The following is a 23,902-nucleotide window of genomic DNA, read 5'->3' as shown; positions in this document are numbered from 1 at the left end:
AACGAGTGTCCCTGATCGCTTCAGACCACTTCCGCATCGTTGTCGGCCTCGGCAAGAGCGGCATGTCCCTGGTTCGCTTCCTGGCGAACCGGGGCACGTCGTTTGCCGTGGCCGACACGCGGGAAAATCCACCGGAGCTGGTCACGCTGCGCCGTGACTACCCGCACGTGGAAGTGCGTTGTGGCGAGCTGGATGTCGAGTTTCTATGTCGTGCCGATGAGCTCTACGTGAGCCCGGGCCTGGCCCTGGCGACACCGGCCCTGCAAGCGGCTGCGGCGCGTGGCGTGAAACTGTCCGGCGATATCGACCTGTTCGCGCGTAACGCGAAGGCGCCGATCGTGGCCATCAGTGGCTCCAACGCGAAAAGCACCGTGACCACCCTGGTTGGCGAGATGGCGGCTGCGGCCGGCAAGCGCGTGGCCGTGGGTGGCAATCTCGGCGTGCCGGCGCTGGACCTGCTCAGCGATGACGTCGAGCTTTACGTGATGGAACTGTCGAGCTTCCAGCTGGAAACCACCCACGACCTCGGCGCCGAAGTGGCTACCGTGCTGAACGTCAGCGAAGATCACATGGACCGCTACAGTGGCCTGCCGGCTTATCACCTGGCCAAGCACCGGATCTTCCGGGGCGCGCGGCAAGTGGTGGTCAACCGTCAGGATGCCTTGAGCCGTCCGCTGATGGGCGAGGGCCTGCCATGCTGGACCTTCGGCCTGGGCAAGCCTGATTTCAAAGGCTTCGGCATTCGTGAAGAGAACGGCGAGAAATACCTGGCCTTCGAATTCCAGAACCTGATGCCGGTGCGCGAGCTGAAAATCCGCGGCGCCCATAACCAGTCCAATGCCCTGGCGGCCTTGGCGCTCGGGCACGCCGTCGGCTTGCCGTTCGACGCCATGCTCGCCAGCCTGCGCACTTTTGCCGGGCTCGAGCATCGCTGCCAGTGGGTACGCGACCTCAATGGCGTCAGCTATTACAACGATTCCAAAGCCACCAACGTCGGTGCCGCCCTGGCGGCCATCGAGGGCCTGGGGGCGGATATTGACGGCAAGCTGGTGTTGATCGCAGGTGGCGATGGCAAGGGCGCCGACTTCAAGGACCTTAAGGGTCCGGTGGCTGCACATTGCCGTGCCGTGGTGCTGATGGGCCGTGATTCGGATTTGATCGCCGCTGCCCTCGGCGATGGCGTGCCGCAAGTACGCGCCACCTCCCTGGACGACGCCATTGCCCAGTGCCAGGCGTTGGCCCAGCCGGGTGACGCGGTGTTGCTGTCGCCCGCATGTGCCAGTTTCGACATGTTCAAGAACTACGAAGAGCGCGGCCAGCTGTTCGCTCGCGCCGTGGAGGCCTTGGCATGAACATCAACTTGCGCAACATCATCAAACCGTACCCGTCGCCGATCATCACCGGGCGCGGTGTCGACCTTGATTTCCCGATGCTCGCCGGTTGCCTGGCGCTGCTGGGCCTGGGCCTGGTGATGATCACTTCGGCGTCCTCCGAAGTGGCTGCCGTGCAATCGGGCAACACCCTGTACATGATGATCCGTCACCTGGTGTACCTGGTGATCGGCCTCGGCGCGTGCATCGTTACCATGATGATCCCCATCGCCACCTGGCAGCGCCTGGGTTGGCTGATGCTGATCGGTGCGTTCGGCTTGCTGGTCATGGTGATCCTGCCCGGCATCGGTCGCGAGGTGAATGGTTCGATGCGCTGGATCGGCTTCGGCGCGTTCAACGTGCAGCCTTCGGAAATCGCCAAGGTGTTCGTGGTGATCTACCTCGCCGGCTACCTGGTGCGACGCCAGAAAGAAGTGCGCGAAAGCTGGATGGGCTTTTTCAAGCCGTTCATCGTGCTGCTGCCCATGGCCGGCCTGTTGCTGATGGAGCCGGACTTCGGCGCCACCGTGGTGATGATGGGGGCGGCGGCGGCGATGCTGTTCCTCGGCGGCGTAGGCCTGTTCCGCTTCACTTTGATGGTGGTGCTGGCGGTGGCAGCAGTGACGATTCTGGTACAGGCGCAACCCTACCGGATGGCGCGCTTGATCACCTTTACCGATCCCTGGTCCGACCAGTTCGGTTCCGGCTATCAGCTGACCCAGGCACTGATCGCCTTTGGTCGCGGCGAGTGGCTGGGCGTGGGCCTGGGCAACAGTGTGCAGAAGCAGTTCTACCTGCCGGAAGCGCACACCGACTTTGTGTTCTCGGTATTGGCCGAAGAGCTTGGCGTGGTCGGTTCGCTGTGCACCGTGGCGCTGTTCGTGTTTGTGTGTGTGCGCGGCATGTACATCGGCTTGTGGGCCGAGCGGGCCAAACAGTATTTCGCCGCCTATGTGGCGTACGGCTTGTCGTTCCTGTGGATCGGCCAGTTCCTGATCAACATCGGCGTGAACGTCGGCCTGCTGCCGACCAAGGGCCTGACCTTGCCGTTCCTCAGTTACGGCGGCAGTTCGTTGGTGATCTGCTGCGCCTGTCTTGGCTTGTTGCTGCGTATCGAGTGGGAGAGTCGGACCCACCTGGGCAGTGAAGAGATGGAGTTCAGCGAAAGCGACTTCGCCGAGGAGCCGACCCATGGGCGCTAACGTGCTGATCATGGCGGGCGGCACCGGGGGCCACGTGTTCCCGGCCTTGGCCTGTGCGCGTGAATTCCAGAGCCGCGGCTACACCGTGCACTGGCTGGGTACACCCCGTGGCATCGAGAACGAGTTGGTGCCGAGTGCCGGCTTACCCCTGCATTTGATCAACGTCACCGGTCTGCGCGGCAAGGGCAAGCTGTCCCTGCTCAAGGCACCGTTCGTATTGCTCAAGGCTGTGTGGCAGGCACGCAAGGTCATTCGTGAATTGAAGCCTGTGTGTGTGCTTGGCTTTGGTGGCTACGTGACCGGCCCGGGCGGCGTCGCGGCGAAGCTCGCCGGCGTACCGGTGATCGTGCACGAACAGAACGCCGTCGCCGGTACCGCAAACCGCCTGCTGGTGCCATTGGCCTCGCGGGTGTGTGAAGCTTTCCCGAAAACGTTCGCCGCCTCGGACAAGCTGCGTACCACCGGCAACCCGGTGCGTACCGAGCTGTTCATGGCCATTGCGCGTGATGCGCTGGCCGGGCGCAAGGCACACCTGTTGATCCTGGGCGGAAGCCTGGGCGCCGAACCGCTGAACAAACTGCTGCCCGAAGCGGTGGCGCAGCTGCCTGTGCAATTGCGCCCGGAGATCTTCCACCAGGCTGGCAAGCATCACGATGAAGTCACCGCGACGCGTTATCGCGAGGCGGGTGTGGAGGCGAATGTGCAGCCCTTCATCAAAGACATGGCCCAAGCCTATGGCTGGGCCGACCTGGTGGTCTGCCGCGCTGGCGCGCTGACCGTCAGTGAACTGGCCGCCGCCGGTCTGCCGTCCTTGCTGGTGCCTTTGCCCCACGCCATCGACGATCACCAGACCCGCAACGCCGAATATTTGGCCGGGGAGGGCGCTGCCTTCCTGCTGCCGCAAAGAACGACCGGCGCCGCCGATTTGGCCGCACGCCTGACCGAGGTTTTGATGCAACCGGAACGACTCAACAGCATGGCGAGCACCGCAAGCCGCCTGGCCAAACCTGACGCAACCCGCACCGTGGTGGATATCTGCCTGGAGGTGGCCCATGGTTGAGAATCAGAAAGCCATGCCGCAACCCGAGATGCGCCGCATCCGCCGTATCCACTTCGTCGGTATCGGCGGCGTGGGCATGTGCGGAATTGCCGAAGTGTTGCTGAACCTGGGCTACCAGGTGTCCGGCTCGGACTTGAAAGAGTCGCCGGTCACTGATCGCCTGAAGTCCTTTGGCGCGCAGATCTTTATCGGTCACCGTGCCGAGAACGCCGCCGAGGCCGATGTACTGGTGGTGTCCAGCGCCGTGAACACCTCCAACCCGGAAGTGGCCACTGCCCTTGAGCGCCGTATTCCAGTGGTGCCGCGTGCCGAGATGCTCGCCGAGCTGATGCGCTACCGCCATGGCATCGCCGTTGCCGGTACCCATGGCAAGACCACGACCACCAGCCTGATCGCCTCGGTGTTCGCCGCCGGTGGCCTGGACCCGACCTTCGTCATCGGTGGCCGCCTGAATGCAGCCGGCACCAATGCCCAGCTCGGCACCAGCCGCTACCTGATCGCCGAAGCCGATGAGAGCGATGCGAGCTTCCTGCACTTGCAGCCATTGGTGGCCGTGGTCACCAACATCGACGCCGACCATATGGCGACCTACGACGGCGACTTCAACAAGTTGAAGAAAACCTTCGTCGAATTCCTGCACAACCTGCCGTTCTACGGTTTGGCCGTGGTGTGCCTGGACGACCCGGTGGTGCGTGAAATCCTGCCGTTGGTCAAGCGTCCGACCGTGACCTACGGCTTCAGCGAAGATGCCGACGTGCGTGCGATCAATGTACGCCAGGAAGGCATGCAGACCTTCTTCACCGTGCTGCGTCCAGACCGCGAGCCGCTGGACGTGTCCGTCAACATGCCGGGCAACCACAACGTGTTGAACTCCCTGGCGACTATCTGCATCGCTTCCGACGAAGGCGTCAGCGATGAAGCCATCGTCGAGGGCCTGTCGCGCTTTGCCGGTGTGGGCCGACGCTTCCAGGTCTATGGCCAGCTGCCGGTTGAAGGCGGCGACGTGATGCTGGTGGACGACTATGGTCACCACCCGACTGAAGTCGCAGCCGTGATCAAGGCCGTGCGTGGTGGCTGGCCGGAGCGCCGCCTGGTGATGGTCTACCAGCCGCACCGCTACAGCCGCACCCGCGACCTGTACGACGATTTCGTCAATGTACTGGCCGATGCCAACGTGCTGCTGTTGATGGAAGTCTACCCGGCCGGTGAAGAGCCGATCCCGGGCGCCGACAGCCGCAAGCTGTGCAACAGCATCCGCCAGCGTGGCCAGTTGGACCCTATCTACATCGAGCGTGGCGTGGACCTGGCGCCTATCGTCAAGCCGCTGTTGCGTGCCGGCGACATCCTGCTGTGCCAGGGCGCCGGCGATATTGGCGGCCTTGCACCTAAATTGCTGGCGAGTCCGCTGTTTGCCGCAGCAAAGGGGAAGTCGAAATGACCACTGACTACGGCTCCCTGTTTTCCACCGTCGCGCCTGCCGACTTCGGCCGCGTGGCGGTATTGTTCGGCGGCAAGAGCGCTGAGCGCGAAGTGTCGCTCAAGTCCGGCAATGCGGTGCTCGACGCGCTGCAAAGTGCGGGTGTGAACGCCTTCGGTATCGACGTGGGCGATGACTTCCTCGCCCGCCTGCAGGCCGAAAAGATCGACCGCGCCTTCATCATTCTTCATGGCCGTGGCGGTGAAGACGGCAGCATGCAAGGCCTGCTCGAATGCGCCGGCATCCCCTACACCGGTAGCGGTATCCTTGCTTCCGCGCTGGCGATGGACAAATTGCGCACCAAGCAGGTGTGGCACAGCCTGGGTATTCCAACACCACGTCACGCCGTGCTGTGCAGCGAAGACGATTGTATTTCTGCGGCCAAGGAACTGGGCCTGCCTTTGATCGTCAAACCAGCCCATGAAGGCTCCAGTATCGGCATGGCTAAAGTGAACTCGGCCGCCGAATTGATCGACGCATGGAAAGCGGCAAGTACCTACGATTCGCAAGTGTTGGTGGAACAGTGGATTTCCGGTCCCGAGTACACCATCGCCACCCTGCGTGGCCAGGTATTGCCACCTATCGCATTGGGCACGCCCCACACCTTTTATGACTACGACGCCAAGTACCTGGCTTCCGATACCCAGTACCGGATCCCGTGTGGCCTCCAAGCAAGCAAGGAACAGCAATTGATGGACCTCACGGCGAAAGCCTGTGAGGCGCTGGGTATCGCCGGTTGGGCGCGGGCAGACGTGATGCAGGATGACCAGGGGAATTTCTGGTTCCTTGAAGTCAATACCGCACCGGGCATGACCGACCACAGCCTGGTTCCCATGGCAGCCCGTGCCGCCGGCCTGGACTTCCAGCAGTTGGTGCTGGCGATCCTGGCCGACAGCATTGAGCCAAGAGGCTGAACACATGAAAGGCGCATCGCTTCGTCATCAGCCCCCACAAGCACCGAGCCGCAAGCCGGTGCCGCGGGGCGCCAGCCGAATGGTGGCTAAAGAGCCGATGTCGGCGCGCCTGCCAAAAGCCAACTTTGGTTTTATCAAGGCGCTGTTCTGGCCGGTATTGCTGGTGGTATTGGGCTTTGGTACCTACGAAGGCGCGCAGCGTCTGTTGCCGTATGCCGACCGGCCGATCACCAAGATCAGCGTGCAGGGCGACTTGAGCTACATCAGCCAGCAGGCGGTACAGCAGCGCATCGGCCCATACCTGGCGGCGAGCTTCTTTACCATCGACCTGGCCGGCATGCGCTCGGAGCTGGAACAGATGCCGTGGATCGCCCACGCCGAAGTCCGCCGTGTCTGGCCGGACCAGGTGACGATCCGCCTGGAAGAACAACTGCCCGTGGCCCGTTGGGGTGATGAAGCGCTGTTGAACAATCAGGGCCAGGCGTTCACCCCGCGTGAGCTGGCCAACTACGAGCACCTGCCGCAGCTGTTCGGGCCGCAGCGGGCGCAGCAGCAAGTGATGCAGCAGTACCAGGCCCTGAGCCAGATGCTGCGGCCACTGGGCTTCTCCATTGCACGCCTGGAATTGCGTGAGCGGGGCAGCTGGTTTTTGACGACCGGGGCAGGCAGTTCCGGCCCGGGCATCGAGTTGTTGCTGGGACGCGACCGCTTGGTGGAAAAGATGCGCCGCTTTATTGCCATCTATGAAAAAACCTTGAAAGAACAGATTACGAACATTGCGAGCGTCGACCTGCGTTACGCCAACGGCCTTGCCGTCGGCTGGCGTACACCGGCTGCGCCCACGGCAGCACAACCCGCTGTCGCGAAGAATTAAGAAGAGGCAGGACCCATGGCAAACGTGCAAAGCGGCAAAATGATCGTCGGTCTCGATATCGGCACCTCCAAGGTGGTGGCGCTGGTGGGCGAGGTCGGGGAAGACGGCGCGATCGAAATCGTCGGTATTGGCACGCATCCGTCCCGGGGCCTGAAGAAGGGCGTGGTGGTGAACATCGAGTCCACCGTGCAATCGATCCAGCGCGCCATTGAAGAAGCGCAGCTGATGGCCGGTTGCCGGATCCACTCGGCGTTCGTCGGCGTGGCGGGCAACCATATCCGCAGCCTGAACTCCCACGGCATCGTGGCGATCCGCGACCGCGAAGTCAGCTCCGCCGACCTTGAGCGCGTCCTCGACGCCGCCCAGGCCGTGGCGATCCCGGCTGACCAGCGCGTGCTGCACACCCTGCCGCAGGATTACGTGATCGATAACCAGGAAGGCGTGCGCGAGCCCCTGGGCATGTCGGGCGTGCGCCTGGAAGCCAAGGTCCACGTGGTGACCTGTGCCGTCAACGCCGCGCAGAACATTGAAAAATGCGTGCGCCGCTGCGGCCTGGAAATCGACGACATCATTCTCGAGCAGCTGGCTTCGGCGTACTCGGTGCTGACCGACGACGAAAAAGAACTGGGCGTGTGCCTGGTGGACATCGGCGGCGGCACCACCGACATCGCGATCTTCACCGAGGGTGCGATCCGTCACACCGCGGTGATCCCGATTGCCGGCGACCAGGTCACCAACGACATCGCCATGGCGCTGCGTACACCGACCCAGTACGCCGAAGAAATCAAGATTCGTTATGCCTGCGCCCTGGCCAAACTGGCCGGCGCCGGCGAGACCATCAAGGTGCCAAGTGTCGGCGACCGTCCACCCCGTGAGCTGTCGCGCCAGGCCCTGGCCGAAGTGGTCGAGCCACGCTACGACGAACTGTTCACCCTGATCCAGGCTGAACTGCGGCGCAGCGGCTACGAAGATTTGATCCCGGCCGGCATCGTGCTGACCGGTGGCACCTCGAAGATGGAAGGCGCGGTTGAACTGGCCGAGGAAATCTTCCACATGCCAGTGCGCCTGGGCGTGCCCCATGGCGTGAAAGGCCTGGGCGACGTTGTGCGCAACCCGATTTATTCCACCGGTGTGGGCTTGCTGTTGTACGGGCTGCAAAAGCAGACCGACGGCATTTCCCTGTCGGGCCCGAGTATCCGCGACAGCTACCGCAGCGACGACGAAGCCAAAGCGCCGTTGTTCGAGCGGCTGCAGGCTTGGGTCAAAGGCAATTTCTAAAGATTTACCGCGACACCGCAGCACCCGTAGTAAGCAGTAGGCGAAAAAACTAGAGAAAATGAAAGGAGAGGGAACATGTTCGAACTCGTAGACAACATCCCCGCAAGCCCGGTTATCAAAGTAATCGGTGTTGGCGGTGGCGGCGGCAACGCTGTCAATCACATGGTCAAGAGCAACATTGAAGGCGTTGAATTCATCTGCGCCAACACTGATGCCCAGGCGCTGAAAAGCATCGGCGCGCGGACCATCCTGCAATTGGGCACAGCCGTGACCAAAGGCCTCGGCGCTGGCGCCAATCCGGAAGTCGGCCGTCAAGCTGCCCTGGAAGACCGCGAGCGTATTGCCGAAGTGCTGCAGGGCACCAATATGGTGTTCATCACCACCGGCATGGGCGGCGGTACCGGTACCGGTGCTGCACCGATCATTGCCGAAGTGGCCAAGGAAATGGGGATCCTGACGGTTGCCGTCGTGACCCGTCCGTTCCCGTTCGAAGGCCGCAAGCGCATGCAGATCGCCGACGAAGGTATCCGTCTGCTGTCTGAAAGCGTCGACTCGTTGATCACCATTCCCAACGAGAAACTGCTGACCATCCTGGGCAAGGACGCCAGCCTGCTGTCCGCGTTCGCCAAGGCTGACGATGTACTGGCCGGTGCCGTTCGCGGTATCTCCGACATCATCAAGCGCCCGGGCATGATCAACGTCGACTTTGCCGACGTACGTACCGTGATGAGCGAAATGGGCATGGCGATGATGGGCACTGGCTGCGCCAGCGGTCCGAACCGTGCACGCGAAGCCACCGAAGCGGCCATCCGCAACCCGTTGCTCGAAGACGTGAACCTGCAAGGTGCACGCGGCATCCTGGTGAATATCACTGCCGGCCCTGACCTGTCCCTGGGTGAGTACTCCGACGTGGGTAGCATCATCGAAGCCTTTGCTTCCGAGCACGCCATGGTCAAGGTCGGTACCGTTATCGATCCGGACATGCGCGACGAACTGCACGTGACCGTGGTTGCCACCGGCCTGGGTGCGAAAATCGAGAAGCCTGTGAAGGTGATCGACAACACCCTGCATAACAGCCAAGCCAGCCACGCCAGCCAAGCGGCTGCCGCTCCAGCACCTGCTCGCCAGGAGTTGCCATCGGTGAACTACCGTGACCTGGACCGTCCGACCGTGATGCGCAACCAGGCCCAGGCCGGTGCTGCTGCGTCCCGTAGCCCGAATCCGCAAGATGACCTGGACTACCTGGACATCCCGGCATTCTTGCGTCGTCAGGCCGATTAATGGAATGTATCAGGGCTATGAAGGTGATTGGTGTTCAGCAAAGGTCTGGTCTGCTATTATCGCCAGCCTTTGTTGATACCAGTTCGCAATTTGCGCTGAAGCGGTCCAAGCCATGATTAAACAACGCACCCTGAAGAATATTATTCGTGCCACAGGTGTAGGTCTGCACTCCGGGGAAAAGGTCTACCTGACCCTCAAGCCTGCACCTGTCGACACCGGCATCGTGTTTGTGCGTGCCGACCTGGACCCTGTGGTGCAGATACCTGCTCGCGCGGAAAACGTTGGCGAAACCACTATGTCGACCACATTGGTCAACGGTGACGTCAAAGTGGACACGGTGGAGCACTTGCTCTCGGCCATGGCCGGTTTGGGCATCGATAACGCCTACGTCGAGCTCTCCGCGTCCGAAGTCCCGATCATGGATGGCAGCGCTGGACCCTTCGTATTCCTGATTCAATCTGCCGGCCTGGAAGAACAGGACGCAGCCAAGAAGTTCATACGCATTCTGCGGGAAGTGACAGTAGAAGACGGCGACAAGCGCGCCACCTTCGTCCCGTTCGAAGGCTTTAAAGTGAGCTTTGAGATCGATTTCGATCACCCGGTATTCCGTGACCGCACCCAAAGTGCAAGCGTGGATTTTTCCAGCACTTCGTTTGTAAAAGAAGTCAGCCGCGCCCGTACCTTTGGTTTCATGAGTGACATCGAGTACCTGCGCAAGCACAACCTCGCACTCGGCGGCAGCGTTGAAAACGCCATTGTGGTCGACGCGGATGGTGTACTGAACGAAGACGGCCTTCGCTATGAAGACGAGTTCGTGAAGCACAAGATCCTCGATGCAATCGGTGACCTCTACCTGCTGGGCAATAGCCTGATAGGCGAGTTCAAAGGCTTCAAGTCGGGCCACGCCCTTAACAACCAGCTGCTGCGCAAGTTGATTGAGCAGACAGACGCTTGGGAAGTCGTGACCTTCGAAGATGCCAGCACCGCACCGATCTCTTACATGCGTCCCGTTGCGGCGGTGTAAGTAACAACTCTCTTTCTTTAGTTTTAAAGGCTGCCTTCGGGTGGCCTTTTTTTATGCCTTGTTTATAGGGGCGCGGCATCCACAATCCGATTGCGCCCCGTGTGCTTGGCCTCATACAACGCCTGGTCGGCCTTGAGCAGCACACTCTCAAGGGACATACCGCTACGGTTCTGCCAGGTACTCATGCCGATGCTCACGGTAACCGGCTGTTTATCCCCAGCCACCCGTGGCAAACGCTCGACGCTGATGCGGATGCGCTCGGCGATCACCCAGGCGCCCTTGGCGTCGGTATGGGGCAGCACCACGGCAAACTCTTCACCGCCATAGCGTGCTGCCAGGTCGGCCGGACGGCGGATATTGCTGTCGATCACCTGCGCCACCGCGCGCAACGCGTCATCGCCACCCTGGTGACCATGGCGGTCGTTGAAAGCCTTGAAGTGGTCTACATCGATCATCAACACGGTCAAGGGCTCGGTCGAGCGCTGTGCCCGGTTCCATTCCAGGCGCAGGCGCTCGTCAAGGGTACGGCGATTGGCCAGGCCGGTGAGGGCATCAGTGGCTGCCAATTCTGACAGTACCTGTTCAGCGCGATGACGACGGCGCAGCTCCATGCACAGCGCCCAGGTCAGCCACAACAGACCTACGCACAGCACGCCTGTGGCGATGCTCACCAGCCACGCCGCACGCCGCCATGGCGCAAATATCTCGTTGCTGGACAGGGCCACCGCGACAATCAGCGGCAGGTTGCCCACACTGGAGAAACTGTACACCCGCGCCTGGTGATCGACACTGGAGATACTCTGGAAGCTGCCATCGCGCTCGCGCAGCATGCGTGCCACATTGGGGCGCTGGCTCAGGTCCTTGTCGAGCATGCCTGCTTCCAGCAAAGGTTCTTGGGCCAACAGGATGCCTTGGTGGTTGAGCAGGTTGATGGTGCTGTTGCTGCCGATGTTCAGGCTGCTGAACAACTGGTGGAAGTACGACAGGCGCATGGAGGCGGCGGCGACGCCCAGGAAGCGCCCGTCCGGCGACGAAACGCGGCGGCTGAACGCGATGCGCCATGGGTCATCGCACACACAGCGGGCCATGAATGGACGGCTGATATATAACCCCGCGTCCGGATTTTCGCGGTGCACCTGAAAATAATCCCGATCAGAGAAGTTACCCAGCTTGGGTGTGAGCAGGGACGAATCGGCAATCACCTCGCCGTTCGGGCCCAGCAGCAGGATATCGCCCTTGTACGGCGCCGCCGCCGAGCGATCGAACAGCACCAGATGGCGGATGCTCGCTGAAACGTCTTGCAGGTCAGTGCGCTCGGTGGCGGCGATCAGGCCTTTGAGGGCCATGTCGTAGAGCTCCACGTTGCGCAGCACGTCGGCATCGATCAATTGAGTGATGGTATTGGCGGTGCGCTTGGCCGTCTGCAAGGTATTGGCCTGTTCCCGAATCAGCAGCGCGGTGACGATCCCCACGATCAGCAACACTGTCAGCGTACTGCCCAGGATCAGCAAGCGCTCCGGGCGGCGGTCAGGACGGGTAAGGCTTGGGCTCATCGGACGCACTTCTGCTTTGGGGATGCCCATAGCTTAGTAGTAACTCTGGAATAGGTCGCAGAACCAAAATGTGGGAGCAAGCCCCCACATCAGGAACGCTGTCAGAAGACGTTGATGGGGTAGTCCACAATCACGCGGTACTCATCCACGTCCCGATCCACTGCCGAATAGCCATTGCTGCCTCGATTGGTCGCCCATTGCAGGCGCACCGACAGGTCCTTGGCCTTGCCGCCTTGCACTACATATTTCACATCGATATCCCGTTCCCAGTGCTTGGCATCTTTGCCATCGGCGCTGTACCAGCTGCTGTAGCCGCGGCTGTTGGGGTCGACCTTGGTCAGGTCGGTCTTGCCGCTGATGTAGGACACAGCGGACGTCAGGCCAGGCACACCGAGGCCGGCGAAGTCGTAGGCGTATTTGAGCTTCCATGAGCGCTCGTTGGGGCCGTTGAAGTCCGAGTACTGCTGGGAGTTATCCAGGTAAATGCTGTCGCCCTGGGCGATGTAGTCGAACGGGGTGTTGCCGTTGACCCGCTGGTAGGTGGCCGTGACGCTGTGGTTGCCCACGCCGACGGTGAAATGCAGGCTGTAGGTATTGCTGTCGATATCCCCCAGCAACGATTGGCCGGTGTCCTGGGTGTGGTAGTAGTGCAAGCCGGGGGTCAGGCTGACCAGGTCGTTGAGAGCATAGGTGTATTCGAGGTCGTAGTAGTACTGGTGCCATACGTCCTTGAGTTCGGAGGCGTACAGGTTGCTGGTCAGCCCCGTGATACCGCTGAACGATACGCCGGCCCAGTCCAGGTGCTGGCTGTCGGCGTTGGTGGGCAAGGCGCCATAACTGGTGCCGATGCGCCGGTGGCCGCTCTGGTTGTAGAGCTTGGTGAAGCTGGCCTGGCCGCCCTCGATCATCCAACCGTCGAAGCTGTGGTTGGTCAGGCTCACACCACGGAAGGTCTGGGGCAGCATGCGCGTCATGCCGCCAGCGATCACCGGGTTGTTGAGGAACAGGTCGCCGGCTTTCAGTTCGGTATCGAAGGCACGTATTTTCAAGGTGCCGCCGGCGGTAGAGAACGATCCGGGTGCCTTGCCGTTGCCACTGCCGTAGGGAAGGATGCTGGAGCCATCGGTGCCGCCACCACCGTCGAGCTTGAGGCCGAGCATCGCATTGAGGTCCAGGCCGAAGCCGACGGTGCCTTGGGTGTAGCCGGACTCGAAGGTGCCGATAAAACCCTGGCCCCATTCCTTGCTGTCATCGGTATGAATGTCGCGACGGTCGCGGTTCATGTAGTAGTTGCGCGTATTGATCGTGAGGTGGGAGCCTTCAACGAAACCGTCGGTGGGGGTGGTGTCTGCCGCCTGGGCGAGGGGAGTGATCGTTGCTGCAACTGCGAGGAATAACGGGGTGAACGTCAGCGAGTTCTTCACCGGTGGAGCTCCTTTGGTCAATCAAGAACGGCCAGTGTCGTGGGGGTGTGCCTGGCCTTTTTGTACGGCAAAAAAAAGCCGCTGAAGTCAGCGGCTTTAAGACAGATTCCCAGTGTAGAGCCCTGGAAAAAAGTCGAGGGAAATTCGGGTAAGCGGGTCAGCTGCCTTTGCCGTCGCGCTCATCGATGCGTCAAAGTAACGCAGGCGAGCGGTGCGATACAGAGTGTAACAAGATAATAACTATTGCCCAAACCGTAACAGTTTCCGAAGGAACATAGATATCTAACTGTGGGAGGGAGCAAGCCCCCTCCCCCATTTGACCGAAGTGTTCTCAACATTTAGACGGGCAGGGTAATGCCAAAGGTGTTTCCGCCGTCCTCACTACGCACAAACACATCCCCCCCATGCATCAACGCAATCGCCTTGACGATAGCCAGCCCCAGCCCGTGATTCGCTCCGCTGTTGCTACGCGACGCATCCACCCGATAGAAACGTTCGAACAGGCGCGGCAAGTGCTCGCGGGCAATCGCCTCGCCGGGGTTGGTCACGCCGATTACCACTTGTTGCTCCCGCACCTCGATGTGTACGTCGATCACGTGCCCCGGCGCGGTGTGTTGCACGGCATTGCTCAGCAGGTTGATCAGTGCGCGACGCAGATGGGCCTTTTCGATCTGCACCACGGCATCGCCGTGCACGCGCACTTCAACCTGGGCGTCTTCGAGGATGAAATCCAGGTAATCGAGGGTCGTCGCTACCTCATCAGCCAGGGAGCTTTCGATCAGCTTGGTGGCCTTGCTGCCTTGGTCGGCGCTGGCGAGGAACAGCATGTCGTTGATGATCGAGCGCAGCCGTTCCAACTCTTCCAGGTTCGATTGCAGCACCTCGAAGTATTGCTCCGCGGAACGCCCGCGGGTGAGGGCGACCTGGGTCTGGCCGATCAGGTTGGTCAGCGGCGAGCGCAGTTCATGGGCCACATCGGCATTGAAGGATTCCAGGCGTGAGTAGGCTTGTTCGACGCGGTCGAGGGTGGCGTTGAACGAGTTGACGAACTGGCTCAGTTCCGGCGGCAGCGGTGACAGATGCAGGCGCCCGGAGAGTTTGGGTGGCGCAAGTTTCTGTGCCTCATCCGAGAGCTTGCCCAGGGGCTTAAGGCCGATACGCGCGACCCAGAACCCCAGCAGCGCCGCCAGCACCACGCCGACCAGCGCCAGGCTGACCAACGCTACCAGCAGGTGGTGCTGGGTGGCGCGAAAGTTTTCGGTGTCAATGGCAATCATGAAGCGCAGCGCCGGACGCTGGTCCTTGGCCGCAAACTGGCTGACCAGCACCTTGAACGGATAATCATGGCCGGGCAGGCGCAGGTCGCGCTTGCCTGTCGGACCCTGTGCAAAGGCGCGGATTTGCGCATCGGGCTCGCCGTATTCGTAGCTCGGGTCACTGCTGACCACCCAGAAACGGATACGCTTGTCTTCTTCGCCCAGCAACTTGAGCTTGGCCTTGATCTTGACCCAATGCTCCGGCGTACCGAAGCGATTGACCGACGATTCCAGCACGCTGTAGCGCGCATCCAGCTCGGCCTCGGGCAGCAACCCCAGGCCGCGATCCACCTGCTGATACAGCACGCCGCCGATGAGCACGAAGATCAGCAACGCCACCAGGGTGAACATGCTGCTCAGGCGCAGGGCAATGGAATTAGCCGACACTACGGTTCTCCAACACATAACCCATGCCACGAATGGTATGCAGCAGCTTGTGTTCGAACGGCCCGTCGAGCTTGGCGCGCAGGCGCTTGATCGCCACTTCCACGACGTTGGCGTCGCTGTCGAAATTGATGTCCCAGACCATCTCGGCAATGGCGGTCTTGGACAGGATTTCACCCTGGCGCCGCGCCAATACGCTGAGCAGCGAGAACTCCTTGGCGGTCAGGTCCAGGCGTTGGCCGTTGCGGCTGGCCTTGCGGCTGATCAGGTCGATCCACAAGTCGGCGACCGTAACCTGCACTGGCTCGTGGCCGCCGCTGCGGCGGGTCAGGGCTTGCAGGCGCGCTACCAGTTCCAAAAACGAAAACGGTTTGCCCAGGTAATCGTCGGCACCTTCGCGCAGGCCGCGGATGCGGTCTTCCACGCGCTCGCGGGCGGTGAGCATGATCACCGGCGTCTGCTTGCGGGCGCGCAACGCACGCAACACACCAAAGCCGTCCAGGCCGGGCAGCATCACGTCGAGCACGATCACCGCGTAATCGTTTTCCAGCGCCAGGTGCAGACCCTCGACGCCTTCACGCGCCACGTCGACGGTGTAGCCTTGCTCCGTAAGGCCGCGATGCAGGTAGTCCGCGGTTTTCTCTTCATCTTCAATAATCAGGACGCGCATGACCGCCTCAGTGTGTGGTCCCCAGCGCCAGCGCTGGTTTGGGCCTGTGGAAAAACCGTTCAAGGTACAAGTATATGACCGGCGTAGTGAACAGCGTCAGTGCCTGGCTCACCAGCAAGCCACCGACTACCGCGATGCCCAACGGCTGACGCAGTTCCGCACCCGGCCCCGAGCCCAGCATCAACGGCACTGCGCCAAGCAAGGCGGCGAGGGTGGTCATGATGATTGGGCGGAACCGCGTGACGCAGGCTTCATAAATCGCATCCTGCGGCGACAACCCGCGTACGCGTTGGGCTTCCAGGGCAAAGTCGATCATCAGGATGCCGTTCTTCTTCACAATGCCGATCAGCAATACCAGGCCGATCAAGGCCATGATTGAAAAATCCTGGCCCAGCAGCCACAGCATGACCAGCGCACCGAGGCCTGCCGAGGGGAGGGTGGAAATGATCGTCAGCGGATGCACGAAACTCTCGTACAGCACACCCAGGATAATGTAGACCGCCACCAGCGCCGCAAGGATCAGCCACGGCTGGCTGGCCAGCGAACTCTGGAATGCCTGGGTCGCGCCCTGGAAGTTGCCGATCAGGGTACTCGGCATGCCGATGTCGTTCTTGGCCTGGTTGAGCATGATCACGGCATCGCCCAGGGCCACGCCGGGCGCCAGGTTGAACGACAGGTTGGCGGCGGGGAACATGCCGTCATGGCTGATGGACAGCGGCCCCACGCTGGGCGGGTCGACCCTGGCCAGCGCCGACAACGGCACCATCTCGTTGGTCAGCGGCGAGCGCAGGTAAAAGTAATTGAGGCTTTCGGCCTTGCCGCGCTGTTGGCTGTCCAGTTCGAGTATCACTTGGTATTGGTTGATCTCGGTCTGGAACTCGTTGATCTGGCGCTGGCCGAAGGCGTCGTACAGCGCCTGGTCGACATCGGTGGCGGTCAGGCCGAAGCGGGCAGCGGCCTGGCGGTCGATACTGATGTGGGTGATGCTGCCGCCCAGTTGCAGATCATTGGACAGGTCGCGAAACGCCGGGTTGGCGCGCAGTTTTTCGGTGAGGCGTTGGGTCCAGGTGTTCAGCGTCGGGCCGTCATTGCTCTTGAGCACATACTGGTACTGGGCGCGGCTGGGTCCGGAGCTCAGGTTGATGTCCTGGCCAGCGCGCAGGTACAGCACGATACCCGGCACCTTGGCCAGTTGTGGGCGCAGGCGATCGATGAACTGGCTGGCGGATACGTCACGGTCACCGCGGTCTTTCAAGGCAATCCAGAAGCGCCCGTTGGCGATGGTCTGGTTGCTGCCGGTGACGCCCACTGAGTGGGAGAAGGCTTGCACTGCCGGGTCGGCCTTGACGATCTCGGCCAGTGCCTTGTGCTTGGCGACCATGTCCGGGTACGACACATCGGCCGCCGCCTCGCTGGTGCCGAGCACAAAGCCCGTGTCCTGGACCGGGAAGAAGCCCTTGGGGATAAACACGTAGCCGACCACGGCCAGGGCCAGGGTCACCACGAAGATCGCGGCCATGCTGCGTTGATGCGCCAGCGCACGGCGCAGGTTGCGTGCATAGCCGGCCAGCAGGCGTTCGCTGAAGGTGGGCTTGGCGTGGGCGTGATGGGTGGGTGCACGCATGAACAGGGCCGCCAATGTCGGTGCCAAAGTCAGCGAAACCACCACCGAAATCAGGATGGTCGAGGTGGCTGTCAGCGCGAACTCCTTGAACAGCCGTCCGACCACGCCGCCCATGAAGAGCAGCGGAATAAACGCCGCCACCAGCGAGAAGCTGATGGACACCACGGTAAAGCCAATCTCGCCGGAACCCTTGATCGCGGCTTCGCGCTTGCCCAGGCCCGCCTCCAGGTGCCGGTGAATGTTCTCCACCACCACAATCGCATCGTCGACCACAAAGCCCACGGCAATCACGATGGCCACCAGGGTCAGGTTATTCAGGCTGAACCCCATCAGGTACATCAGGGCGAAACTGGCCACCAGCGATACGCCAAGCACAGCCGACACAATCAGCGTCGCCGACAGCTGGCGCAGGAACAGCGCCATGACCGCCACCACCAGCAGGATAGCGATCAGCAGGGTCATTTCCACTTCATGCAATGAGGCGCGGATGGTTTTGGTGCGGTCGGTCAATACACTCACCTGCACCGAGGCCGGCAACATGCCTTGCAGGCGCGGCAGTTCGGCTTGAATGCGGTCGACGGTCTCGACGATGTTGGCGCCGGGCTGGCGTGAAATCACCAGGTTCACACCCGGGGTATCGCCGGACCAGGCTTGCACGTAAGCGTTTTCTGAACCATTGACGACTTTGGCGATATCACGCAGTTGCACCGGCGCGCCGTCCTTGTAGGAAACGATCAGCTGACCGTATTCCTCCGGGTGAAACAGTTGGTCGTTGGTCGACAGGGTCGACACGCTGTTCTCACCATAGATCGCGCCCTTGGCCAGGTTCAGGCTCGATTGCTGGATGGCCAGGCGGATATCGGCGAGGGTCAGGCCGATGGCCGCGAGCTTGTCAGGGGATGCCTGCACGCGAATCGCCGGACGCTGCTGACCGGTGATGTTGATCTGGCCGACGCCGTCGATCTGGCTGATCTGGCGCGCCAGCAGGGTTTCCACATAGTCGCTCAGCTCGGTGCTGGGCATGCTATCTGAGCTGACACTGAGGATCAGCACCGGGCTGTCCGCCGGGTTGACTTTTCGCCAGGTCGGCAAACTCGGCATATCGCTGGGCAACTTGCCCGATGCGGTGTTGATTGCGGCCTGGACCTCCTGGGCGGCGGTGTCGATGCTTTTTTCCAGGGTGAATTGCAGGGTCAGCTGGCTGGACCCCAGGGCGCTGCTGGAAGTCATCTGGGTCATGCCGGGGATGGCACTGAATTGCACCTCCAGGGGCGTGGCCACCGATGAAGCCATGGTATCCGGGCTGGCGCCGGGCAGTTGCGCGGTAACCTGGATCGTCGGGAATTCCGCTTCCGGCAGTGGCGCGACAGCCAGGCGCGGGAAGGCAATCATCCCCAACAATACCAAGGCGAAGGTCAGCAGCAAGGTAGCGACCGGGTGATCAACACACCAGGCCGAGGGTGAACGGCTGCCGTTCATGGTTGCACCTTGGCTTCAGCGGTCTGGATTATTTGCGGCGGCTCCTTGAGCACCTCCACCCGGGCACCGGCCTTGAGCCGCGACTGACCGTCGCTGACCAGCACATCCCCGGCCTGCACGCCCTTGATAATGTTGATCTCGCTGTCCTGGTAGGCGACCTGCACCGGCACCACCTCCACGGTGTCATCGCTTACCCGGTACACGAAGTGCGAGTCCAGGCCACGTTGCACCACGGTCGGCGGCACCACCAGGGCGTTCTTGTCGAGGGCGGTCTGGATCTTGATGGTCACCAGTTGCCCCGGCCACAGCTTTTGCGACGGGTTATTGAACTCGGCCTTGGCCCGCAGCGTGCCGGTGGTGGAACTGATCTGGTTGTCGATCAGGCTCAGGTGGCCTTCGCCGAGCAGGTCGCCGGTCTGGCCGTCGGTGTCGGCGCCCAGGTAGGCATCGACACTCGCCCGGGTCGGCGCGGCGATCAGCCCCTGCAGGGTCGGCAGCATCTGCTGCGGCAGGGAGAAAGCCACGGCGATCGGATCGATCTGGGTGACTGAAAACAGTCCCTGGGTGTCGCTCATGCGCAGGAAGTTACCTTCATCCACGCTGCGAATACCCACGCGACCACTGACCGGGGAGCGAATCTGGGTGTAGGAAAGTTGTACCTGAGCCGCGTCTATCGCGGCCTGGTTGCCTTGCGCGGTGGCCTTGAGCTGGTTGACCAGCGCCTGTTGCTGGTCGTAGGTCTGTTTCGACACACCGTCGTCAACGCTCAGCTCCCTGTAACGCTTGAGGTTGACCAGTGCCACTTGCAGTTGCGCCTGGCTTTGGCCCAATTGCGCCTTGGCCTGGTCGAGGCTGGCCCGGATGGAGCGGTCGTCGATGCTTGCCAGCAAGTCACCGGCTTTTACCAGTTGGCCTTCCTTGACCAGTAGTTTGGTGAGGATGCCGTCTATCTGCGGACGTATCACCACACTGTGCAACGACAACACCGAGCCGATGCCGCTGACGTACCGCGCGACATCCCGTTGCACCACGCTCACCACCCGAACAGGAACTGCACTGGGCGCTGCCAGCCGGGTCTTGGGCGGGCGGGTCAACGTCCAGGCTGCAACGGCCAGTATCAGGAGTACGCCCACCATCAGGGCCGTGTTTCGTTTTATGTGCATGGAAGGACGCCAGCGGCGCAGTTGCAAGTTTCAAGCTGCAAGCTGCAAGTTGAAGTTTGAATGAGTGCTTTATAGCGCTGTCATGCGGTCAGCACAGTGACGGCAAACTGACAGCGGTGACAGCTGGGGGCTTTGAACTTGTGGTGGAAGCTTACCGCTGGCAGCTCCAGCCCCGTATACTCGCGCTTTTACGCCTATAGCTGCGCCGGAGCCCTTATGTCTTCCCCCACCCAACCCCCTGTCGAAGCGGCCGAACTCGTCGACCTGGCCACTGCCGACGGTGTTGAAAAAGCCGAGATTCCCGCGTTCAAGTTCCCTTTCAAGCCGGGTGAACTGGCCGGAGCCAAGCATGCCGGCCAGCCCTGGTACAAAGGCGGCGCCAAGAATGGCCATGCCAAGACGCCGGGTATGGCGCCACCGGGCACTCGTCGTTCCATGGGTAAACGTTAGGATCAAAGTTTGTTGCGCTGTATCGGCTGTTGCCTACGGCGCATGTAGATATTTCTGATTGTAGGTCCGCGACCATTTCTTGAAAGCTGGCACAGCATTTTACTCCGCCCCAATGACGCTCATCGGGGGCGGTGAGCCAGTTTTTCCCGGAAAAGGACGTTCCTGTGGCCCTGATACACATTTGTGCTGTGTTTGCTCTCTTGCTGTCGACGACTGTTGCTGCCGCCAGCGATCAACCACGGCACGAAATCCGCTTCGCCGTCGCCGCGCACTTCCCGCCGTTCCAACACCGCAACTCCCAAGGGCAACTGGTGGGGTTGAATATCGAACTGGGTAACGCCCTGTGCGAGCAACTCAACGTGCGCTGTACCTGGGTCGACCAAGTGGTCATGGAAAATTTCCCGGCCCTGGAAGGCCGAAAGTTCGACGCGATCATGGGCATGGCGCCGACGTCGAATCGGCGACAACAGGTGAGCTTTACCAATGCACTCTACCCCATCACCACCCGCTTGGTGGCCCGTAAAACCGCAGGCCTGACCCCTGATCGGCGGTCGCTCAAGGGCAAGCGTGTCGGGGTCTTGATCAGAAGCAATCGTGAAGCCTTTGCCCTGTCGCAGTGGGCGCCGGCAGGCGTGATCATCAAGAGTTTCTGGCTCAATGATCAACTGATCAACAGCCTCCTCGCGGGCGATATCGATGCGACCCTGCAAGGTGCGGTAGAGATACGTGAGGCCCTGCTGGACACGGCTCAGGGCCTGGATTTCGATTTTCTCGGCCCGGTTGTTTCGTCTGACCTGTTGGGCGACAGCGTGGCGATCGCAGTGCGCAAGCTCGATACCTCGTTGCGCAATGAACTCAACCATGCGCTTGAAGAGCTGATGCAAAACGGTGAATACCAGCGCATCGTCGAGCCCTATCGTCTCGATGTGCTGCCATCCAGTCCGTGATGGCTGGGGGCGAGGCCCCATTGACATGAGGCGCACTCGCCAAATCCCCATCAGCGGTCAGGCCGCCCTCAGTGAGATAAACGCATAGTTGGCCGGCACCTCGGTGGCAATCTGCGCACCAGCGTCCAGCAGTTGTTCGGCGATATCCATCCCGGACACATGGAACACCCATTCAGTGGCCATGGCTGATTGGTCAGTTGTCTGCTCAATGGCCAGGGCAAATGCCTGCATATCCGGCAGATACGCGGTAAAGCCGTCGCCCTTGAGCGCGGTTGTATGAATGCCGAGCAACGCGCACACCGCCGCCTTGGCCTGCACATCATCACGGTCGGCCTGGCGCGAACGACGGATCAGCTCAGCCAGTTCCAGGTCCATCAGTTCGCCACCGACGATCAGCGCCGGTCCCTGTTCCCAGGACTGCGGCGGGCAATCCTTGGCACCCGGGTTCAGCGGGATATGCGGATTGATCTCCATCGGATAGATCTGGCACACCAGGGGGCGTCGCTCGTAGATGCGGCAGCGGTTGTCTTCGTCAAGATTCCGGCAGGGCCCAGCGTTGTAGGCGGCAAAGGTGATTGCCACGAAAGCCTCGGTATTGCCGCTGGGCACGATCACGGAACGGCGCTCGGCGTGTTCGCGTTGTTGCAGGGGCAAGCCCAGGCCGTTACGTAGGAAGCCTTCGACCAGAACGATGACATTACCGCCGTCCGCCGCCCATTGCCGGGCCTCTTCAAGGGTCAGGGGCACGTGATGGTCGTTGCAGCATTTGCCACAACCTACGCAGGAAAAATGAGTGTTCATGGCGGATCTGTCACCAGGCAAGTTCAGAGGGGACGCTTGAGGAGTGACGGGTTTTTACCTCTATTCACCGCTCGGGCTCTCTGGAAGCAAGTTATGCGCCAGTGGTCATCAGTCCTTGGTCACTATGTCCCGTAGGACAAATTTCATACCCGCACTTTCATACAGCTGCCGGGCACGCAGGTTGCTCTCCAGCACCTTAAGGTCGACATAAGGTTCGCCGCGCTGCTTGAACATTTGGAAGGCTTGCAGCAACAAGGCACGGCCCAGGCCCTGGCCTTGGGCGCAAGGGTGCACGCAGAGGTTCTTGATAAAGGCGCTGGTCCAGCATTGGGCCACCCCGAGGATGCCGTCGGCGTTGCTGGCTACCAGGCACAGCGTTGGGTCGAACTCGGCATTGATGACGAATTGCCGGCGCCATTCATCCAGCCTGGCGACACGGCCGCCGCCCTGGTCCTGGGTCATGCGCAGCACGGCATGGATCGCCGGGGCCAGCTCATCCCGGTAATGATCTAGCCGCGTATCTGCTGGCCACTGCGGGGCGGGCAGGCTGCCTGTGAGGTCGCGACGCAACAGCTGGAAATAATCGGTCAACGCCTACAGGCCCTTTTGCGCCACAGCTTTGGCGGCCACGACCAGGCATTTGGTCAGTTCCGGCGATGAGAACTTGGTCAGCACCGCATCGGCACCGGCCAGGCGGGCTTTTTCGCTGTTCATCGCGCTGTCCAGGGAGGTGTGCAACAGCACGTAGAGCTCCTGGAAGTCCGGGGTTTCGCGCAGGGTACGGGTCAGGGCGTAGCCGTCCATCTCGGACATTTCGATGTCCGACACCACCACGTTGATCTGCTCGCCGGTGCCTTGCAGCTCCAGCAACACATCGATGGCCTCCTTGGCGCTGCGGGCTGTGTGGCAGGTCAGGCCGAGGTTGCGCAAGGTGTGTACCGATTGCTGCAGGGCTACCTGGCTGTCGTCCACCACCAGGATGCGCGCATTGCCCAGTACTTCGGCTTCTTCCATGGTCAGGTCGGTCGGCGCCGCTTCAATCGGTGCCGGGGCGATGCCGTGGATGACTTTCTCGATATCCAGCACCTGCACCAGGCCACCTTCCACCTGGGTCACCCCGGTGATAAACGCGCGATTGCCGCCAGAACCGTAGGGGGGCGGGCGGATATCGGTGGTCAGGCAATGCACGATCTTGCTCACTGCCTGCACATGCAGGCCCTGCTTGGAACGGCTGACATCGGTGACGATCAGGCAGCCGCCGTCCGGGTCTTGCAGGGGCATTTCACCCAAGGCGCGGCTCAAGTCGATCACCGACAGCGAAGCGCCGCGCAAGGTGGCGATACCTTTGACGTGGGGATGGGACTCCGGCAGCTTGGTCAGCGGCGGGCAGGGGATGATTTCACTGACTTTCAACAGGTTGATGGCCATCAGCTTGCCGCTGCGCAAGGTAAAGAGCAGAAGCGAGAGTGAGTCTGCGCGGGCTTTGGTGGTGGACATAAAAACCTTCTGTGGATCAGGGATGACGATCATCTATGGAAGGTTATCGACTCGGCTGGCCTGGGCTTTAACCGGATTTTGTGTCGGGCACTGCTAATGTGGGGGCTTGCTCCA

The 23,902-nt window shown here is 61.4% G+C and carries 20 protein-coding genes; 11 read left to right on the top strand and 9 right to left on the bottom strand.

Features of this window, described 5'->3' with window-relative positions:
• Positions 1–5 precede the first annotated feature (5 nt).
• From murD to lpxC, 9 genes are all read left to right on the top strand, one after another.
• Entirely contained in the window at positions 6–1,352 is a 1,347-nt protein-coding gene (gene murD, locus BLU48_RS20535; protein ID WP_057021532.1) for a UDP-N-acetylmuramoyl-L-alanine--D-glutamate ligase, read from the top strand.
• Positions 1,349–2,572: a putative lipid II flippase FtsW gene (gene ftsW, locus BLU48_RS20530; RefSeq protein WP_046070964.1), complete on the top strand. Its 1,224-nt coding sequence runs from the start codon at positions 1,349–1,351 to the stop codon at positions 2,570–2,572. Before murD ends, ftsW begins: the two co-directional genes overlap by 4 nt.
• Positions 2,562–3,632: an undecaprenyldiphospho-muramoylpentapeptide beta-N-acetylglucosaminyltransferase gene (gene murG, locus BLU48_RS20525; RefSeq protein ID WP_046070965.1), complete on the top strand. Its 1,071-nt coding sequence runs from the start codon at positions 2,562–2,564 to the stop codon at positions 3,630–3,632. The genes ftsW and murG overlap by 11 nt, the downstream gene beginning before the upstream one ends.
• Complete coding sequence (murC, locus tag BLU48_RS20520; protein ID WP_043050548.1) at positions 3,625–5,070, top strand: UDP-N-acetylmuramate--L-alanine ligase; 1,446 nt, start codon at positions 3,625–3,627, stop codon at positions 5,068–5,070. Before murG ends, murC begins: the two co-directional genes overlap by 8 nt.
• A complete protein-coding gene (locus BLU48_RS20515) occupies positions 5,067–6,023 on the top strand; it encodes a D-alanine--D-alanine ligase (RefSeq protein ID WP_057021531.1) in 957 nt (318 codons plus the stop codon). The genes murC and BLU48_RS20515 overlap by 4 nt, the downstream gene beginning before the upstream one ends.
• A 4-nt stretch (positions 6,024–6,027) precedes the next feature.
• Positions 6,028–6,897 (top strand): cell division protein FtsQ/DivIB, encoded by an 870-nt coding sequence (locus BLU48_RS20510; protein ID WP_057021530.1) that lies wholly within the window; start codon positions 6,028–6,030, stop codon positions 6,895–6,897.
• A gap of 15 nt (positions 6,898–6,912) precedes the next feature.
• Entirely contained in the window at positions 6,913–8,175 is a 1,263-nt protein-coding gene (ftsA, locus tag BLU48_RS20505) for a cell division protein FtsA (RefSeq protein ID WP_003188682.1), read from the top strand.
• A gap of 75 nt (positions 8,176–8,250) precedes the next feature.
• Entirely contained in the window at positions 8,251–9,456 is a 1,206-nt protein-coding gene (gene ftsZ, locus BLU48_RS20500) for a cell division protein FtsZ (protein ID WP_046070969.1), read from the top strand.
• A gap of 112 nt (positions 9,457–9,568) precedes the next feature.
• On the top strand, positions 9,569–10,480 hold the full coding sequence (gene lpxC, locus BLU48_RS20495; RefSeq protein ID WP_003171886.1) for a UDP-3-O-acyl-N-acetylglucosamine deacetylase: 912 nt from the start codon (positions 9,569–9,571) through the stop codon (positions 10,478–10,480).
• Positions 10,481–10,542: 62 nt separating this feature from the next.
• On the opposite strand, the gene BLU48_RS20490 is transcribed toward lpxC, so the two are convergent.
• The 6 genes from BLU48_RS20490 to BLU48_RS20465 form a co-directional block, all read right to left on the bottom strand.
• The gene (locus BLU48_RS20490; RefSeq protein WP_057021786.1) at positions 10,543–12,033 is read right to left on the bottom strand and encodes a diguanylate cyclase; all 1,491 of its coding nucleotides are present in this window, start codon (positions 12,031–12,033) and stop codon (positions 10,543–10,545) included.
• A gap of 101 nt (positions 12,034–12,134) precedes the next feature.
• Positions 12,135–13,457, bottom strand: a complete 1,323-nt coding sequence (locus BLU48_RS20485) for an OprD family porin (protein WP_057021529.1) — start codon at positions 13,455–13,457, stop codon at positions 12,135–12,137.
• 338 nt (positions 13,458–13,795) lie between these two features.
• On the bottom strand, positions 13,796–15,160 hold the full coding sequence (locus BLU48_RS20480; protein ID WP_057021528.1) for a heavy metal sensor histidine kinase: 1,365 nt from the start codon (positions 15,158–15,160) through the stop codon (positions 13,796–13,798).
• Positions 15,150–15,827, bottom strand: a complete 678-nt coding sequence (locus tag BLU48_RS20475; RefSeq protein ID WP_046070973.1) for a heavy metal response regulator transcription factor — start codon at positions 15,825–15,827, stop codon at positions 15,150–15,152. The genes BLU48_RS20480 and BLU48_RS20475 overlap by 11 nt, the downstream gene beginning before the upstream one ends.
• A 7-nt stretch (positions 15,828–15,834) precedes the next feature.
• Entirely contained in the window at positions 15,835–18,930 is a 3,096-nt protein-coding gene (locus BLU48_RS20470; protein WP_057021527.1) for a multidrug efflux RND transporter permease subunit, read from the bottom strand.
• Positions 18,927–20,093 carry an efflux RND transporter periplasmic adaptor subunit gene (locus BLU48_RS20465; protein WP_057021526.1) on the bottom strand — a complete coding sequence of 389 codons (1,167 nt, stop codon included), beginning with the start codon at positions 20,091–20,093 and terminating at the stop codon, positions 18,927–18,929. The genes BLU48_RS20470 and BLU48_RS20465 overlap by 4 nt, the downstream gene beginning before the upstream one ends.
• Before the next feature lie 216 nt (positions 20,094–20,309).
• Here BLU48_RS20465 and BLU48_RS20460 point away from each other — a divergent pair, with 216 nt between their 5' ends.
• Positions 20,310–20,543, top strand: a complete 234-nt coding sequence (locus BLU48_RS20460; RefSeq protein WP_057012972.1) for a hypothetical protein — start codon at positions 20,310–20,312, stop codon at positions 20,541–20,543.
• A gap of 164 nt (positions 20,544–20,707) precedes the next feature.
• Positions 20,708–21,490: a transporter substrate-binding domain-containing protein gene (locus BLU48_RS20455; RefSeq protein ID WP_057021525.1), complete on the top strand. Its 783-nt coding sequence runs from the start codon at positions 20,708–20,710 to the stop codon at positions 21,488–21,490.
• Positions 21,491–21,547: 57 nt separating this feature from the next.
• Here BLU48_RS20455 and BLU48_RS20450 read toward each other — a convergent pair whose 3' ends face one another.
• The 3 genes from BLU48_RS20450 to BLU48_RS20440 form a co-directional block, all read right to left on the bottom strand.
• Complete coding sequence (locus BLU48_RS20450) at positions 21,548–22,291, bottom strand: YkgJ family cysteine cluster protein (protein WP_057021524.1); 744 nt, start codon at positions 22,289–22,291, stop codon at positions 21,548–21,550.
• 108 nt (positions 22,292–22,399) lie between these two features.
• Positions 22,400–22,882: a GNAT family N-acetyltransferase gene (locus BLU48_RS20445; protein ID WP_057021523.1), complete on the bottom strand. Its 483-nt coding sequence runs from the start codon at positions 22,880–22,882 to the stop codon at positions 22,400–22,402.
• A 3-nt stretch (positions 22,883–22,885) separates the two neighbouring features.
• Positions 22,886–23,788: a chemotaxis protein CheV gene (locus BLU48_RS20440; protein WP_057021522.1), complete on the bottom strand. Its 903-nt coding sequence runs from the start codon at positions 23,786–23,788 to the stop codon at positions 22,886–22,888.
• Positions 23,789–23,902: the final 114 nt, after the last annotated feature.

This window comes from Pseudomonas synxantha (assembly GCF_900105675.1).
GTDB lineage: Bacteria > Pseudomonadota > Gammaproteobacteria > Pseudomonadales > Pseudomonadaceae > Aquipseudomonas > Aquipseudomonas synxantha.
This window is presented reverse-complemented; position numbering and strand designations above follow the sequence as displayed.